Source organism: Bacteroidales bacterium (assembly GCA_012517825.1).
Taxonomy (GTDB): Bacteria; Bacteroidota; Bacteroidia; order Bacteroidales; family JAAYUG01; genus JAAYUG01.
The window spans coordinates 1-16,770 of the sequence record JAAYUG010000109.1 but is presented as its reverse complement, the minus strand read 5'-3'; the positions used below and the strand labels follow the sequence as shown (position 1 = coordinate 16,770).

At 47.6% G+C, this 16,770-nt stretch carries 13 protein-coding genes; 9 read left to right on the top strand and 4 right to left on the bottom strand.

Annotated elements, in window-relative coordinates; all coding sequences use genetic code 11:
- Positions 1-78 precede the first annotated feature (78 nt).
- The 3 genes from GX419_07325 (at position 79) to GX419_07315 (ending at position 7,338) form a co-directional block, all read left to right on the top strand.
- Positions 79-5,034: a T9SS type A sorting domain-containing protein gene (locus GX419_07325; protein NLI24497.1), complete on the top strand. Its 4,956-nt coding sequence runs from the start codon at positions 79-81 to the stop codon at positions 5,032-5,034.
- A 204-nt stretch (positions 5,035-5,238) separates the two neighbouring features.
- Positions 5,239-6,150 (top strand): proline dehydrogenase, encoded by a 912-nt coding sequence (locus GX419_07320; protein NLI24496.1) that lies wholly within the window; start codon positions 5,239-5,241, stop codon positions 6,148-6,150.
- 612 nt (positions 6,151-6,762) lie between these two features.
- Positions 6,763-7,338, top strand: a complete 576-nt coding sequence (locus GX419_07315) for a nitroreductase family protein (GenBank protein NLI24495.1) — start codon at positions 6,763-6,765, stop codon at positions 7,336-7,338.
- A gap of 10 nt (positions 7,339-7,348) precedes the next feature.
- Here GX419_07315 and GX419_07310 read toward each other — a convergent pair whose 3' ends face one another.
- Positions 7,349-8,065 (bottom strand): superoxide dismutase, encoded by a 717-nt coding sequence (locus tag GX419_07310; protein ID NLI24494.1) that lies wholly within the window; start codon positions 8,063-8,065, stop codon positions 7,349-7,351.
- A 99-nt stretch (positions 8,066-8,164) separates the two neighbouring features.
- Here GX419_07310 and GX419_07305 point away from each other — a divergent pair, with 99 nt between their 5' ends.
- Together GX419_07305 and GX419_07300 are read left to right on the top strand one after the other, a co-directional pair.
- Complete coding sequence (locus GX419_07305) at positions 8,165-8,317, top strand: hypothetical protein (GenBank protein ID NLI24493.1); 153 nt, start codon at positions 8,165-8,167, stop codon at positions 8,315-8,317.
- Positions 8,318-8,425: 108 nt separating this feature from the next.
- A complete protein-coding gene (locus GX419_07300) occupies positions 8,426-9,202 on the top strand; it encodes an SDR family oxidoreductase (protein NLI24492.1) in 777 nt (258 codons plus the stop codon).
- On the opposite strand, the gene GX419_07295 is transcribed toward GX419_07300, so the two are convergent.
- Both GX419_07295 and GX419_07290 read right to left on the bottom strand, forming a co-directional pair.
- Complete coding sequence (locus GX419_07295; GenBank protein NLI24491.1) at positions 9,203-10,258, bottom strand: 2-hydroxyacid dehydrogenase; 1,056 nt, start codon at positions 10,256-10,258, stop codon at positions 9,203-9,205.
- An 82-nt stretch (positions 10,259-10,340) separates the two neighbouring features.
- On the bottom strand, positions 10,341-10,916 hold the full coding sequence (locus GX419_07290) for a superoxide dismutase (protein ID NLI24490.1): 576 nt from the start codon (positions 10,914-10,916) through the stop codon (positions 10,341-10,343).
- Between the two features lie 387 nt (positions 10,917-11,303).
- Between GX419_07290 and GX419_07285 the strand changes: the two genes are divergently transcribed.
- The 4 genes from GX419_07285 to GX419_07270 are packed head-to-tail and all read left to right on the top strand — an operon-like array spanning position 11,304 to position 15,466.
- Positions 11,304-12,233: an ATP-binding cassette domain-containing protein gene (locus GX419_07285; protein ID NLI24489.1), complete on the top strand. Its 930-nt coding sequence runs from the start codon at positions 11,304-11,306 to the stop codon at positions 12,231-12,233.
- Positions 12,234-12,259: 26 nt separating this feature from the next.
- Positions 12,260-12,991, top strand: coding sequence for an ABC transporter permease subunit (locus GX419_07280; GenBank protein NLI24488.1), 732 nt, complete (start codon positions 12,260-12,262; stop codon positions 12,989-12,991).
- A complete protein-coding gene (locus tag GX419_07275) occupies positions 12,988-14,505 on the top strand; it encodes a GldG family protein (protein ID NLI24487.1) in 1,518 nt (505 codons plus the stop codon). Before GX419_07280 ends, GX419_07275 begins: the two co-directional genes overlap by 4 nt.
- Positions 14,498-15,466, top strand: coding sequence for a DUF4340 domain-containing protein (locus GX419_07270; protein ID NLI24486.1), 969 nt, complete (start codon positions 14,498-14,500; stop codon positions 15,464-15,466). The genes GX419_07275 and GX419_07270 overlap by 8 nt, the downstream gene beginning before the upstream one ends.
- A gap of 220 nt (positions 15,467-15,686) precedes the next feature.
- Here GX419_07270 and GX419_07265 read toward each other — a convergent pair whose 3' ends face one another.
- Positions 15,687-16,289, bottom strand: coding sequence for a superoxide dismutase (locus GX419_07265; GenBank protein ID NLI24485.1), 603 nt, complete (start codon positions 16,287-16,289; stop codon positions 15,687-15,689).
- Between the last annotated feature and the right edge of the window lie 481 nt (positions 16,290-16,770).

Below are 16,770 nucleotides of genomic sequence, written 5' to 3'. Positions count from 1 at the left end.
AAAAATTTTTTTCAACCATTTAACGTAACTTCGTGGAAACGTTTATCGTAAACCAAATGAATCTAAAATCCTGCTGCAATGAATAAAAAAATACTCCTGCCAGGAATTAGCCTCTGGATTTTGGGCGTATCGCTCTTTGGCCAGGCTACCTTACTGTTCGAGACGTTTGAAAGCGGGGCCAAACCCGATGGCTGGACGGAAATCAAGCGGAGCGGAGTCCAGCTGATTCCATGGGAATACATGCAGGGCGGACGATGGCAGGATCACCCCTATCCGGATACTGCCGCGGCAGGACAGAAAAATGCGGTTTTCGGATGGCAGAGTTACAATAATGAAGCAACCATGCTGGTTACTACTCCGGTAAACCTCACCGGACGAACCAAACCCGAGCTTCGGTTCTGGCATGCCCAGGCAACCTGGAGCTGGGGCGGACAAAATTACAGTGACCAGTTGAAAGTTTATTACCGGATTGGCAAAAATGGTGCTTGGCATCAGCTTGCCGAGTACCTTGTTGCAGTGGAAAACTGGACGTTCCGGCAAATCCCCCTGCCTCCGGCAACACTCACCGACAGTGTTTTTATCGGTTTTGAAGGAATCTCAAAATACGGAAACGGAACCTGTATCGATAATGTCACCATCCTCGAAACAGAGATTTCTCCGCTCCGGATATCCACAGTTAATATCTCCCAGGCAACCACACAATTTGTTGCCAGCGGTACCCAGAATAACCCGGTGGTAAAAATTGTATTGAATGTCATCGGGAATGATGGTACCTGCACATTGCAAAATCTGAGCATCAGGTCTAAAAATACCGATGATAATGATATTGCGTTGAACGGAGTTAAACTCTATTTTACAACCGACACCTTCTTCAATGCATCGGCGCCTCTTGGTTCCGCCCAAAGCCTGAGCGGAGGAGTGGCTTCGTTTACCGGCCTGAATAAAAATCTGCAGTTCGGAATGAATACGGTGTGGGTAACCTTTGATCTGAAAGAAACTGCACAGGAAGGAAACTACATCGACCTGCAGATTGATGCCAATGCCATCACCGTCAACGGACAAACGTATCCTGACTCTGTTGCCGACCCGGCAGGGGCCAGACCTATTTATCAGAAAATATTTATTGATGATTTCGAAACCAATAAAGGATGGCAGCTAACAGGCGATTTTGAAAGAGATGTCCCGCAGGGCAAGGGGGGTGTGGTTGTTGACCCGAACTTTACCGGAGGGTCCCCCGATCCTTCCTTTGCCTACAGTGGCACAAAAGTACTGGGAAATGACCTGAATGGTATAGGAACCTATCCAGGCAACTATGAGCTGAACGTTAGTTATGAAGCTATGAACAAGGCTGTTTCGCCACCCCTGGATCTGAAATATTTTAAAGACGTCAATATCAGCTTTTACAGGTGGTTTAATATTTATTACCAGGACGATGCCCAGATACAGGCAGGTACCGACGGAGTGAACTGGGTTAAATTCTATGGAAATGAAATGGACGGGGGAACGGTTTCGGAAAACCTCTGGAATTTCAGAAACTATCCGCTTCCTCTGGCTATGGCCCGCAAAAACAATCTGAAAGTGCGTTTCACCCTTGGCCCAACGTCCGACAGCCGCAGTTACAGCGGATGGAATATTGATGACTTCCTGGTTATTGGCGATTTTGTTGCCAAAGATGTTGGTGTTTCACGCTGGATTTCTCCTTCAACGGGATGTGGTCTTTCCAGTGCCGAACCCGTGACGGTTGTCGTTAAAAATTACGGTGCACAGACAGCCAATGCCCCCATTCCTGTCAGTTATTCGTTTAACGGAGGACAATCATGGGTAACCGAAAACATAAACCAGAACATTGCACCTGACGACAGCGTCATTTATACCTTTGCTCAGAAAGCTGACCTGTCAGTACCGCAGGTATTCACTTCAGTGTATGCCCGCACCTCTTACCCCGGAGATGAAGACAATTCCAATGATCAGACTGATACAGTTATCTATTCACTGCCATACAGTACCCCACCATATACCGATGATTTTGAACAGAGTATCAGCTTCTGGAGGCCTTATGGCAAAAACTCAACCTGGCAGCAGGGTATGCCCAGCGGATTTACCCTTAAGACCACAGCCTCCGGCCTCAAAGCATGGAAAACATTCCTCACCAGTTATTACCTCGACGACGATTCATCGTATCTTGAAAGCCCCTGTTTTAACTTCACCGGCCTGGAGAAACCCATTGTTGAATTCAAACTCTGGCACGAAACAGAAAAGGACCGTGACGGCCTGCGGCTGGAATATTCAACCGATAACGGAAGTTCCTGGCATATTGTACCCAAAGATCCCTATACTTATCCATGGTATTGGTACAACAGCCCGATGGTTTCAGCCCTCAACTCACCGGGGTGGGATTCGGCCAGCAACGGCTGGGTTACCGCACGGCAGTTCCTCCCCGCTGCCTGTGCCAACCAGCCCCTGGTAAAATTCCGTTTCCACTTCGAAAGTGACCTTTTAACCACCTACGAAGGGGTCGGAATTGATCTGTTCCGTATTTATGAAGCGCCTATCGACATCGGGGTTTCCTCCTTCAAAGATCTCAGCACAGCCTGTCTGAATGACAATTCCAATTACCTGAAAGTCTATGTTAAAAACTATGGAAAAGGAAAAGTAAAGTCAGGCGAAAAAATCTATCTGAAAGCAAAAGTGAATAATAATCCTGTTGTGTCGGACACAATAACCCTGACTAGCAATATTTCTTCCGGGGATTCTGTTTTGCTGACCTTCACACGGCCGGTCAACCTCAGCGCTCCCGGTCATTATACCGTAAAAGCATGGACCAACAACGAAACGGATTTATATTTTTACCAGCCGGTACCCAACGACACAGCCACCAAAATCATCGACATCTATCCGTTGCCTCAGATCGGTTTGCTGGACACCATGCGTTCCTCGCGTCCTGACACCATCATGTTGCATCCCCATTTCGATCCCAACTACGATTATTACTGGTATTACAATGGGTCAACCGCCAGCACCCTTCCGATTCCGGGCAAAGGCAAATACATTGTACGCGTAACCGACACCAGAGGAAACGGATGTACTAACTATGACACAACGGTTGTTGAAAAACTGACCATCAATCTGGCGCTTGATTCCATTCTTCATCCGTTAAATTCCTGTGAACTCGGAACGCAGGAACATGTTACCATAAGAATATTCAATGCGGGAAACGACACTCTTTCGCCCGGCGACACCATCCATGTTGGATTTACATTTGAAGGAGGGCCGATAAATACAGGGAAAAAAATTCTAACGTCCCGGTTGTATCCCGGCAGTTTCACCACGTACACGTTTGCCGGCAATGATCTCGATATGAGCCAGGAACGAACCTACTCTCTGAAAACGTTCCTCTCCTTTAAATACGACAGCCTGCCGGCCAACGATACACTGCAGCGGAATGTCACTGTATTTGGATATCCCACCGTGAACATAGGACCCGATACGGTTATTTACGGCCTTACCTACCAGCTTGATGCCGGACCCGGATATAAAACCTATCTGTGGAACAACGGAGATACTACCCAGACATACATTGCCCGTTTTATGGGGTATCACTGGGTGAGGGTGACCGATGTTCACGATTGCCCGGCTTATGATACCGCCTTTATCCATCTTGTTATTCATGATGTTTCGCCCACGGCTCTTATTCAGCCGGCCAACAGCTGTCTGCCCCAGGGTTCAAAACAAATCCGGATCCGTGTGCAAAACAGTGGTACAGATACCATCTCAGCGGGTGAAAAGATCGCCGTAGCATACCGAATTGACGGAGGCCTTTGGACAAATGACACGGTAACCCTGTCCTCTCCCATGTATCCTTCGCAGTATGTCGATCATACCTTCACCCCGTCCGAATCGTTCAATACAATCGGTGCGTGGAATATAGAGGCGAGCACCCTCATACCGGGAGATATCAATCCGGCCAATGATACGGCAATATTCACTGTGCACGTCTGGGGAAATCCGCCGGTCAATCTGGGAAAGGACACCACCGTGAAAGCATTGTCCTATTTACTGGATGCAGGAGCCGGCCCCAACCGGTCCTACCTGTGGCGCGACGGAAGCACCAATCAGACTTATACCGTCACCCAATCAGGATTTTACTACGTAAAAGTAACCGATACTGTTTCCGGATGCTTCTCACGCGATACCGTTGTAATTCAGCTGGTGATTGATGATGTGGGAATTACCAGGTGGATTGGTGATACGGCATTGTGTTCGGCCCAGTTTAACGGTATTACTGTAACCATAAAGAATTTCGGAACACCGCCCTACCCGGCCAACAAAAAAATTCCGGTTTACTATATACTGGACGGACACCCTGTGGTGAAAGACACCCTCACTCTGCAGAGTACACTGGCTCCTTCCGGCACCGTAAACTTCACCATCAAAAAATGGCCGGTCAAACCATCCGGTTCCGCCTCAATTGCCATCTTCACCAGTATGCAGGGTGACCTCAGACCGGAAAATGATACCCTTATGCAACAATTCACCGTCAATCCAAGTCCGGTGGTCAACCTGGGCGGAATAAACGATACGATCCACCAGACCGTGGGTCCTGTAGTGCTGGATGCAGGCAGTGGATTTGCATCCTACTACTGGCAGGACGGTTCAACTGACCAGACCTATCCTGCCATCTCCCAGGGCTGGTACTGGGTGCGGGTTACCAATGAATATGGTTGCCCCGATACCGACTCCGTTTTCCTGCATCTGACTACCGGAATCACCAACCCCGAAGACCAGCCCGTGCACTTTGCTGTCTATCCCAATCCGGCATCAGATCATCTGTATTTCAAAGCTGAGTTCAGGAAAATTACCACTCTGGAACTGGAGATACTGGACGTCCAGGGCAGAACAATAATGAACAGTCACCTTTCAGGCGACAGGGCTTACCATGAACTGATAAACCTGAATGCTGTTTCTCCCGGGGTTTATATCCTGAAATTTTTCAACGCAGACTTTGTTCAGGCAACCAGAATCATTGTCCGCTAACAGCATTTCGTTCATCCCATATCAGCCGGTTGACGCATCAGCTCAACCGGCTGATCATTTACAGTCCTGCCGGAGGAACTGAAAAATGTAATTTTATAATATCCCTATGCTGTAAATCACTCCTAATACTGATAAACGTCATACAAATTTAAAAGATGACCTATATACCTTTGTCCGGATTAATTCAGGTACAAATTCAATATTATGATAAAAAAATTCATCGCCTGGCTTTTGCCATACATGCCCAAGAAACTGGTCTGGATTTTCTCATGCAGGTACATTGCCGGAGAAAAAATTGAAGATGCCATCAGAGCGGCAAAGGACTTAAATAACAATGGAATCAAGGTCACCATCGACCTCCTTGGGGAGTATATAACACGGCTTGATGAAGCCGAAGCAAACCGCAAGGCCTATATCGACATCATTGAGCGCATTACCTCAGAAGGCATTGACGGCAATTTCTCAGTAAAGCCCTCCATGTTTGGCCTGTTGCTCGACAAGGAAGTTTGTTATCAGAACCTTCGCGACGTGGTGAAAAAAGCGGCCGAAAAGAACAATTTCGTCCGCATCGACATGGAAGATTCAAGCTGTGTTGACAGGGAGTTTGAGCTGTTTCGCAAGCTGAAAGCCGAATTTCCCGGCCATGTAGGCATTGTGGTTCAGGCGTATCTGAAACGTACCCTGGATGATCTTCACAACCTGCTTGATCTCCATAGTGAGCAGTATCCCCTGAACTTCAGACTGTGCAAAGGAATTTACGTTGAACCGGCAAGCATAGCATATAAAGGCTATCAGGAGGTACGTGACCACTTTGTGGAAGACATGGATTTTATGCTGAGGAATGGCATATATGTTGGGATTGCAACACATGACAAGTACCTGGTGCAAAAGGCATATGAGTTGATTTCGAAATACAATGTTCCCCGCAACCGTTATGAATTTCAGATGCTGTACGGGGTTACACCCGACCTTCGCAGTTCCATTGTAAAAGAAGGACATACCATGCGGGTGTATGTTCCTTTCGGGAAGCACTGGTTTGGGTATTCAACCCGCAGGTTGAAGGAAAATCCGAACATGGTGTGGCATATTATTAAGGCGTTGTTTTACAGGGGCTGAAGCGTGCCGTTCGCTATTCAGTCAGGGCCATACGCTTTACGCTACACGCTCTATGCTGGAACTTTGAAACTCTGGAACCCTGGAACCTTGGAACCCGTTCCTTAATCCCCTACGGGGAAAAAGATATGGTTTACATCACTACATCTATTATCCTTCATCCCCTAACGGGGAAATGGAAAGATCTTTTGCCATTCGCTTCACGCTCTACGCTAAATAAACAATGCTCTGCACTATAAACCCAATACCCCTCTTTACGCTTTACGCTCTACGCTCTACGCTGGAACTTTGAAACTCTGGAACTTCATTAGTGGGAAATCGAAAATCACTGAAAATTTCCCATTTCCCATTTCCAATTTCCTGTCCTTGATCACGCTATAAAAACCAGAACACGTTAATAGGAAATGGGAAATCGGAAATCGGAAATCCTTGAAACTCTGAAACTCTGGAATACCATGCTCTGCCCTAAACTCTAAGCCCAATGCTTTACGCTCTATGCTCTACGCTCTATGCTGGAACTTTGAAACTCTGGGACTCTGGAATATGATTTCATTGTCCTTGATCCCCTGATAGCTTATGAGCGAAGGAAATCATTAATTTTGCCAAAAAACCACCATGAATCTCAGGGATCTGATTATAAAAAACCGCAGTTACCGGCGGTTTGATGAATCGCATGCCATCAGCAGGGAAGAACTGGTTTCCCTGGTTGACCTGGCCAGGCACTCCGCTTCAGCAAAGAATGCACAACCTCTTAAATACATTCTTTCATGGACACCTGAGCACAATAAGCTTATATTTCCCTGCCTCGCCTGGGCAGCCTACCTTAAAAACTGGAAAGGCCCTGCTGAAGGAGAACGCCCGTCTGCCTATATCATTATGCTGGGTGATACATCCATTTCAGACCAGTACTTTTGTGACCACGGAATTGCCGCACAGAGCATTCTGCTGGGAGCCGCTGAAAAAGGATACGGCGGTTGCATTATCGGATCTGTCAATAAGGAACTATTGCGCAAAAACCTTGGTATTCCTGAACAGTATGAGATCCTTCAGGTAATCGCCCTCGGAAAACCGACTGAAAAAGTGGTGATAGAACCCATGCCTGCTAACGGGGATTATAAATACTGGCGTGATGAACACAATGTCCATCACGTGCCAAAGAGAAGTCTTGAGGAACTGATTCTGAACCTCTGAGAGGGTTTCTTTACTTACCGAGGTAATTCTTTAAGGCCTGATCCCAGTTAATTACATTCCAGAAAGCATCAACATATTCTTTCCGGCGGTTCTGATATTTCAGGTAATAGGCATGCTCCCATACATCGATCAGAATCACAGGTCTGCCACGCTCGGCAACCACATCCATCAGAGGATTGTCCTGGTTGGGAGTAGAAGTAATTTTAAGCTCTCCGTCTGACACAATAAGCCAGGCCCATCCGGAGCCAAATACGCTCATGGCCTTCTTTGAAAATTCTTCTTTAAAAGCATCCACCGATCCGAATTTCTTGTTGATGGCCTCCAAAAGTTCTCCCTGCGGGGATTTGGATCCACCGGGAGCAATGATTTGCCAGAAAAGATTATGGTTGTAATATCCTCCGCCATTGTTTCTTACAGCTGCCGGATACTGAGAAATCCGGGCAAAAATCGCTTCGATATTTTTCTCCTTTATGTTTGCTTCAGCCAGGGCCGCATTGAAATTTTTCGTATAGGCAGCATGATGCTTTGAATAGTGAACTTCCATTGTCATTGCATCAATATATGGCTCCAGCGCATTGTAAGCATACCCCAGGGGCGGTTGTTCAAACTGCACAGCCTGTGCATTATTCATGTCGTTTTTGGGATCTTTGGCACCGGATGTAAGAAGGACAAGTGCCATCATTGTCCCTGAAAACAGGACGGTCTGAATCCAATTTGGCTTTTTCATAGGAAAAGATGTTAAATTTTTTTGTTTTTGGTTTAATATACAACAATTTTTTCAGCAAACTGTTCAAAAGATCATACTTTTGCAGAAACTCTCTGAATTATGGCTATCCGGCAACGATCCAGACCCGCACCCTGGTGGCGGATTATTCTCATGCTTCTGTTGCTGATAATGGCTTTCTGGTTTTTGCTGCAACTTCGTACCTGCAGAAGAGGAATACCCGGACCGGCTTTCCGCACCGAAAAAGACCGTTAAACACCGGAATCCACTGCATTTTTCTGAATGGGACAATCTCCGGTGTTTCTCAAGCCTTTTGCCCTGTGAACATTTTCATTCGGTGCGGTGTTTTTCTGCAAAAAATTTATGGATCTGCAGCTTACAGGGAAAGTTTTTATTGTAACCGGTGCCGGCAGCGGATTTGGAAATGCCATTGCCCGGGCTTTGGCCAGGGAAAATGCCGAAGTGATTGCCATCTCAAGAACCGCCGAAAAGCTGGCTCCCCTTCAGCAAATGTATCCAAGACTGATCACAACGCTGGCAGGCGACATAACCCAACCCCGGTTCCTGAAAAAGGTACTTCCTTTTATTGATGAAAAAATGCTGGGTGGAATTGTACTGAATGCAGGCGGTCCTCCTGTTAAAAAGGCTGCAGACTGCAAACCTGCTGACGCTGACAATGCTTATTCCCTTCTTTTCCGCTGGAAGATGGAATGGCTCAATGAACTGATTCCCTTGTTCGTTCAACAACAATATGGAAAAATTGTGAGTATTGAAAGCATTTCGGTAAAACACCCTCTTCCTTCCCTGGTATTAAGCACTTCACTGCGCCTTGCCGTCACGGGATATCTTAAAACCCTTGCCAGCGAAACAGCTGCTATGGGTATCACCATCAACATATTGGCCCCCGGTTACCACGACACCCCTGCTCTGAATCGTATTCTGGAAAATACAGCAGCCGAAAAGCAAATTTCCGTGGAGGAAGCCAGGCAGAAATTGCAGGAATCGGTACCGGTGAAAAAACTGGGCAACCCTGATCATCTGGCCTCGCTGGCTTTATTTCTCCTCTCTCCCCTTTCGGAATTTATTACAGGGCAGACGTTCAGCATTGACGGGGGCAGCAATCCTTATCTTTTTGGCTGATCAGAAGCAACGTTTTTTCCCGTCTTTCAGACAATTGCTTTTACCTTTGAGTACACACTGGTAGCAGATTTCATTGGCAAGATAACCGCCCCCGGCATATTCCTGAATGTTGCGAAGGGTGGTATCGGCAATGTTATGCAAAGCTTCCCTGGTAAAGAAAGCCTGGTGCGAAGTAATGATGACATTGTTGAAAGCAAGCAGTCTTGCCAGGATGTCATCGGTAAGCACGGTCTCGCTTTTGTCTTCAAAAAAGTAATCCCCTTCTTCCTCGTAAACATCGAGTCCGGCTGATCCCACCTTCCCTGATTTCAGGCCTTCAATAAGGTCGGCTGTGCGGATGAGTTTTCCACGCCCGGTATTGATGATCATTACCCCGTCGCGCATTTTTTCAATGGAATCCTTGTTGATCATGTATTCGGTTTCCTTCGTCAGCGGGCAATTAAGGGAAATAACATGGGATTCGCGGTACAGAGTATCCAGATCTGCATATTCAATTTTGCGCGATTCGGCGAAGGCCTTGTCGGGAAAAACATCGTAGGCCATAACCTTCATGCCAAAACCCAGCAATATGTCAATAAGCACCTTGCCAATTTTACCGGTTCCGATTACCCCTGCCGTTTTTTGGTAAAAATCAAAACCCATCAGACCTTGCAGGGAAAAATTGGCTTCCCTTGTCCTGTAATAGGCCCTGTGAATTTTACGGTTCAGTGTCAGCATCAGGGCCACGGTATGTTCGGCAACGGCATGCGGGGAGTAGGCAGGTACCCTTACCACATGAACCTTGCCAAATGCGGCCTGAAAATCAACATTGTTATACCCTGCACTGCGCAGGGCAATGAGCCCTATCCCCAGAGCATGCAGGCGGTCAATAACCGGAGCCGTAATTTCGTCGTTCACAAAGGCGCAAACAACATTGTACCCCTCGGCAAGGTTCACTGTCTCTTCCGAAAGGTGATATTTCAGGTACTTGATCTCATACCCAAAGGATTCATTTGCCTTGTTGAAAACTTCCTTGTCGTAAGGCTTTGTATCGTAAAAAGCAATGCGTGGAACCATAGATTCTATTTTGCGACAAAAATAACTTTTTATCCTGAATCAGGTGTCAGGGATTTCCTTAATTTCTGTATTTATCTTTATATCAGTATCTTGCTGATACTTTTCCCCAGTCAAGGACTTTCCAGAATGCGCTGATATATTCCTGCCGGCGGTTCTGGTAATCGAGGTAATAGGCATGTTCCCATACATCGCACGTCATAAGGGGAACCAGTCCTTTTCGCAAGGGATTTCCGGCATTGGATTCCTGGACAATCAAGAGCTTTCCATTTCCGTCCTTTACCAGCCAGGCCCAACCGCTTCCGAAAAGTGTGAGGGCCGATTTGGTAAATTCTTCCCTGAAGGCCTCAAAGGAACCAAAATCACGTTCTATTGCCCCGGCCAGCGGTTCCTTAGGTTCCGAAAGCGGCGAGGGGGAAAGGGAGTCGAAATAAAAGGTATGATTCCATACCTGTGCTCCGTTGTTGTAAATCGGGCCATCGGCCTTTTTAATAATCTCTTCCAGGGAAGTTGTTTCGAAGGCTGTGCCCGGGATAAGGCCATTCAGGTTGTTTACATAGGTCTGATGGTGTTTCCCGTGATGAAATTCCAGTGTACGGGCCGAAATGAACGGTTCAAGTGCCTGTACCGCATAAGGTAAGGGAGGTAATTCGAACGCCATATGCTTTGGTTTATTGGTGAAGAGTAAACTATACCATATCCAAAGTTACATAATTATTCGTAAAAACAGTAACAGAAGATGGCCTGTTCCGTCACATACCAGGCACATGGTTTACGCTGTGGGCTTTGCAATATCGGTGCGCAGGAGATATTAGGGCATTTCGTTTTCCCTTCATCCCCCGCCAGAGAATTTGTTTGGTGGCCGGCAGTTTTGAAACTACGCCCCGAATGGTGAAAAGCGAAAAGCCACAAAGTTTGCCTCCTGTGTTTTAAGAAATATTAACATTTTACAGTTTCCAAAATATACGCCCCTGTGTAATTTTGCAGCCATCCTGCCCTCCGGATTTACGATCCGGAAGTATAAGAAATCAAAAGTAATTCCGAGACTATGGATGTTGTGGTACAAAATGTCACCAAAAAATACGGCAGTCAAAAGGCTGTGGATGATATCAGCTTTACGGTCAGGACCGGAGAAATTGTTGGTTTTCTTGGACCCAACGGAGCAGGGAAGACCACGACGATGAAAGCCATTACGGGCTTTTTTGCTCCCGATACAGGAGACATCCGGGTGGGAGGGATTTCGGTAACCGAAAACCCGGTGGAAGTAAAGCGCCTCATTGGTTACCTGCCCGAAACAAATCCCTTGTACCAGGAAATGGGGGTAATTGATTATCTCTGGTATGTTGCCAGTTTACAGGGACTGGAGAAGGAAAGGATTCCTGACCGCATACGGGAAATGGTATCAATATGCGGTCTGAGCGGGGAAAAGCACAAAAAAATCGGAGAGCTTTCCAAGGGATACAAACAGCGCGTCGGCCTTGCCCAGGCGCTCATCCATGATCCGGCCGTGCTGATTCTCGACGAACCCACATCGGGCCTTGACCCGAACCAGATTGTCGAAATCCGCGAACTTATCAAACGGATTGGCAGGCAAAAGACCGTGATTCTTTCGTCCCATATTCTGGCCGAGGTAGAAGCAACCTGCGACCGCATCCTCATAATCAGTAAAGGGAAAATTGTGGCCAACGGAACCCCTGCCGACCTGAGAAAACAGGCACAGGGGCATGAATTACTCAAAGTGACCATCGAAGGAGCTCCGCGCAATGAGATCTTCACTGCCCTGAAAGGCCTTGAAGGAGTGATTCTTGTTCATCCTCTGGAAGGGACAGCCGGCAGTTTTGAAATCGAAAGCAGAGAAGGAATATCGAACCGCCGACAGGTTTTTTCTCTCTGCGTTTCCAAAGGCTGGTTCCTGACCGAACTCACTCCCGTTGAAACAAAACTGGAAGACATTTTCCGGGAACTTACCATGAACTGATACACGTTTCGCTAAAAACTGGTACGATGAAAGCTACATGGATTATTGCACAGCGTGAACTGCATACTTTCTTTGATTCGCTCACAGCGTATATTCTGCTGGTTTTGTTTCTTGGTTTCAGCGGATTTTTCACCTGGCTGTTTGGTGCCGATGTTTTTCTGGTTGGGCAGGCATCCCTGCAGGGATTCTTCGGAATCGCCTACTGGACGTTATTTTTCTTCATTCCCGCCATTACCATGCGCATGTTTGCCGAAGAAAAACGAAGCGGCACAATAGAACTCCTGCTTACCCGGCCGGTTACCGACTGGCAGATTGTTACGGGGAAATTCCTTGCCGCTCTGATCCTCATAGCCATTGCCCTTGCCCTCACCCTTCCTTACTACTTTACCGTATGGAGCCTTGGTCCGGTTGACCATGGAGCCGTTTGGAACGGATACCTGGGTCTTCTGCTGATGAGCGCCTGCTACATCAGCATCGGCCTCTTTACCAGTTCGGTAACCAATAACCAGATCGTTGCCCTGCTCTCATCCCTCTTCATCGGTATATTTTTCCACCTTCTTTTCGGCCTTCTGGCAAACGGACTATCCGGACTTCCCGGCAAAATCTCCGGATACCTGAGCCTGCAGTCCCATTTTGAATCCATTTCCAGAGGGGTGCTGGATACAAAGGATCTCGTCTACTTTCTTTCCCTGATTTTTGCCGGGTTGTTTGCTACTGAACTTGTTCTTGTACGACGTAATATAACCGATAACGTATGAAGAAGAAGACATCCCTTTATTCTGTTGTTATTCTCGTTGCCGGAATAGTTGTTTTACTGAACCTGCTTTCTGATACGTTCTTCCTGCGGCTGGACTTTACTGCCGACAAGCGATATACACTCAGCAAAGCCACAAAGGACATCCTGAAGAATCTGAACAGGCCCGTTACGGTGAAGGCTTACTTCACGCGCGATCTGCCACCGAATATAGCAACCACCCGCAGGGATTTCAAAGACCTGCTTACGGAATATTCCCGGATTTCACACGGCATGGTTCAGTTCACCTTTATTGACCCCAACCAGAGTCCGGAATCAGAACAGGAAGCTGTCCGATCCGGCGTGCAACCCCTGATCATTGACAGCCGCGAAAAAGACAAAATTGTCCAGAAAAAAGCCTACCTGGGAGCTGTGGTACAGTATAGTGAAAAAAACGATGTCATCCCGCTTCTGCAACCCGGAGCACCTATTGAATATTACCTTTCCACCTCCATCAAAAAGCTGACGGTTACTGACAAACCTTCCGTAGCTTTTGTTCAGAACTGCAAAGCGGCCACCATCACCGCCATGCCCCAGGTGAATCAGGCAGCGTCGGTTCTGAATACTACCGTTCCGGTGTACCTTTCCGACAGCACCAGCGCACTTGAATCATACCTGACCGCTGTTTTTGTCGATCCCCAGGACAGTCTCCCCCCCTATATTACCCGGCAATTCGACCAATTTCTCGGTAAGGGAGGAAACCTCATCATTGCCTTTGACCGGGTGAACGGAAACCTCAGTTCCGGATTTCCCATGGGATCTTCGCATAATACCGGACTGGAAAAATGGTTAAAAGACAAGGGTATTGATGTAAGGGAAGATTTCGTAACCGACATTAACTGCAATCATATAGGGGTAAGACAGCAGGGCCTTCCCTTTACCATCAGTGTGGCTTTTCCGTATTTTCCGAACATTACCACTTTCGCCGATCATCCCATAGTAAAAGGGCTGGAAGAAGTGGCCCTTCCTTTTGCCTCGAGCATTGTTTACAGTGGAGACAGCGCGCACACATGGATCCCCCTTGCCATGACATCAGAAAAATCGGGAAGACGGGAGGTTCCCGTTTACTTCGATATCAACTACCAATGGAAAGAATCGGACTTTCCTGAGAAAAATCTGGTAGTGGCCGGTTTATTGAAAAATAACGCTTCGCCTGAAAGAAAAGGGCAGATCATGGTTGTTTCGAGCGGAAAATTCTGCGTAAACGGAGAAGGGGAAAATGCTGTGCAACTGAATCCCGATAACGTCAACCTGCTGGTCAATGCCATCGACTACCTGAACGACCAGAGCGGGCTGATCGACCTGCGCACCAAAACTATTACATCCAGGCCGCTGAAGGAAATCAGCGAAGGAAAACGCACTTTCCTCAAATTTTTCAATTTCCTTTTCCCGGTATTCCTGGCCATAGGCTATGGAATTTTCCGCATGGAAAGAAATCGTTCACTTCGAATCAAACGGATGGAGGAAGACTATGTTTAGAAAACTCAAACCCGTTCAGCTTCTTGTTGTCTTTGCCTTATTGCTCCTTTTGTTTGCAATAACGCAGTGGATGCAGAACAGAAAAGGCGAAAAAACCTTCCGCACTGAAATAGCTCCTCTTGACACGGCAAAAGTTACCGAAATTCTTCTGCAGGAAGGAAAAAAAGAAGTCAGGATTTTCCGAACCGATAACCTCTGGAAGGTTTCAGCGGGCCATGCGGAGTGGAAAGCCGACCCCAACGCAGTGCGAAATCTGATGGAAGAAATTTCCCTCATGAAAGCCGAGCAGGTGGCTGCCACATCGGATGCTCTCTGGAAAGAGCTGGGAGTAGACGATTCGGCAGGGATTCATGTCACCATTAAAGGGAAGAGGAAAATACTGGCCGGAATTGTGGTCGGCCGTTTTTCCTACCGCCCGCCCCTGAGCCCTTATGACCGGCAGGGAACCGCTGTCACCTATGTGCGCCGGTCTGATGAAAAGAATGTATACGCTGTCAATGGATTTCTCCGTTTCAGCATGGCGCCTGACCCCGGCTCCTTCCGCAACAAGAACCTGCTGTCGGGACAAAGTGCCTCCTGGATGCGCCTCCGTTTTACCTATCCCGGCGACAGTTCCTTTGTTCTGGAGAAAAAAGACAAGGGATGGTACATTGACCAGATACCGGCCGATTCGGCCAAAACAGAAGAATACCTGGGAAACATGGAACACGTGATTGGATATGAATTTGCCGATTCGGCCCAAAGAGCCCAGTTCCCCGCTTTTGCTCTTCTGGTGGAACAGAACGGAGGCAATCCCGTTGAAATCAAAGCCTTCCCCTCTGATTCGGTTCACCGTTTTGTGCTGTCGTCAAGCCAGAACCCTGAAAGCTGGTTCAGCGGCAAAAACGGACTCACCGAGAGGATTTTCAAAGGAAAGAGCTACTTCTCAGGGAAGGAAAAAGGAATGAAAAAGAAAGACTGATTAATCAAAGCTTCTTCAATAGTATCTGCGACAATGAAAAATCAGCCTATCAGAAGTTTCCTTCTAGCAAGCTGATTGAATTTTTTAAACCGGTTTGCCTATCAGGAGTGTAATAGAACCAATCCTGAGTGGGATTGCCTTTAAAACCGACATGCAATTAAAATCAGCCGATGGCAACTCACCAGGGCACATTGCCCAGTTTTTGATTGGAAATGTGGAATTATCCTTTATAAAGCCGGGCAACTTCTTCCCAGTTCACGATATTCCAGAAAGCGGAAATATACTCCGGCCGGCGGTTCTGGTATTTCAGGTAGTAGGCATGTTCCCACACGTCGAGGCCCAGAATCGGGTATCCCTTCAGTTCGGAAACATCCATCAGAGGATTATCCTGGTTGGGGGTTGAGCCGATAATGAGCTTTCCGGAGGCATCTTTTACCAGCCAGGCCCATCCTGAGCCGAAACGGCCGGCAGCGGCTTTGGAAAACTCATCCCTGAACTGTTCAAAGGAACCAAAGTACCGTTTAATGGCATCTGCCAGCTCACCGGATGGCTGGCCGCCACCGTTGGGCGAAAGCCAGCGCCAGAAAAGGTTATGATTGTAAAATCCGCCTCCGTTGTTGCGCACAGCAACAGGGTATTTTGAGACATTCCGCAGAATTTCCTCAATGGTTAATCCTTCTCCTGGCGTTCCTGCCAGGGCGGCATTCAGATTGCTGGTATAGGCACCATGGTGCTTGGTGTGATGGATTTCCATCGTCATGGCATCAATATACGGTTCAAGTGCCTTGTAATCATAAGCTAATTTTGGAAGTTCGAAAGCCATATCAATATGTTTTTAATTGTTTAGAATGATTTTAAATAAAAACAACCGAAACATAAAAAGGTTCAGCCCGGATTGCGCATCAGGAGAGCAAGCGATCTGATGCGCAGTGGGGTGGTCTTTGCTGCCGGCATCCGGGTTAACCCCGCTGAAACGCAGTGGAAGCGGCCGGTTCAACCCGGATTGCGCATCAGGAGTGAAGCGAACTGATGCGCAGTGGGGTGGCCTTTTAGGATGGCATCCGGGTTAACCCCGCTGGAACGGAGTGGAAGCGGCCGGTTCAACCCGGATTGCGCATCAGGAGTGAAGCGAACTAATGCGCAGTGGGGTGGCCTTTAGTGCCGGCATCCGGGTTAACCCCGCTGAAACGAAGTGGAAGCGGCCGGTTCAGCCCGGATTGCGCATCAGGAGAGCAAGCGATATGATGCGCAGTGGGTAGGCCGTGCGCGTTGGCATCCGGGCAAATCCCGCTGAAACGAAGTGG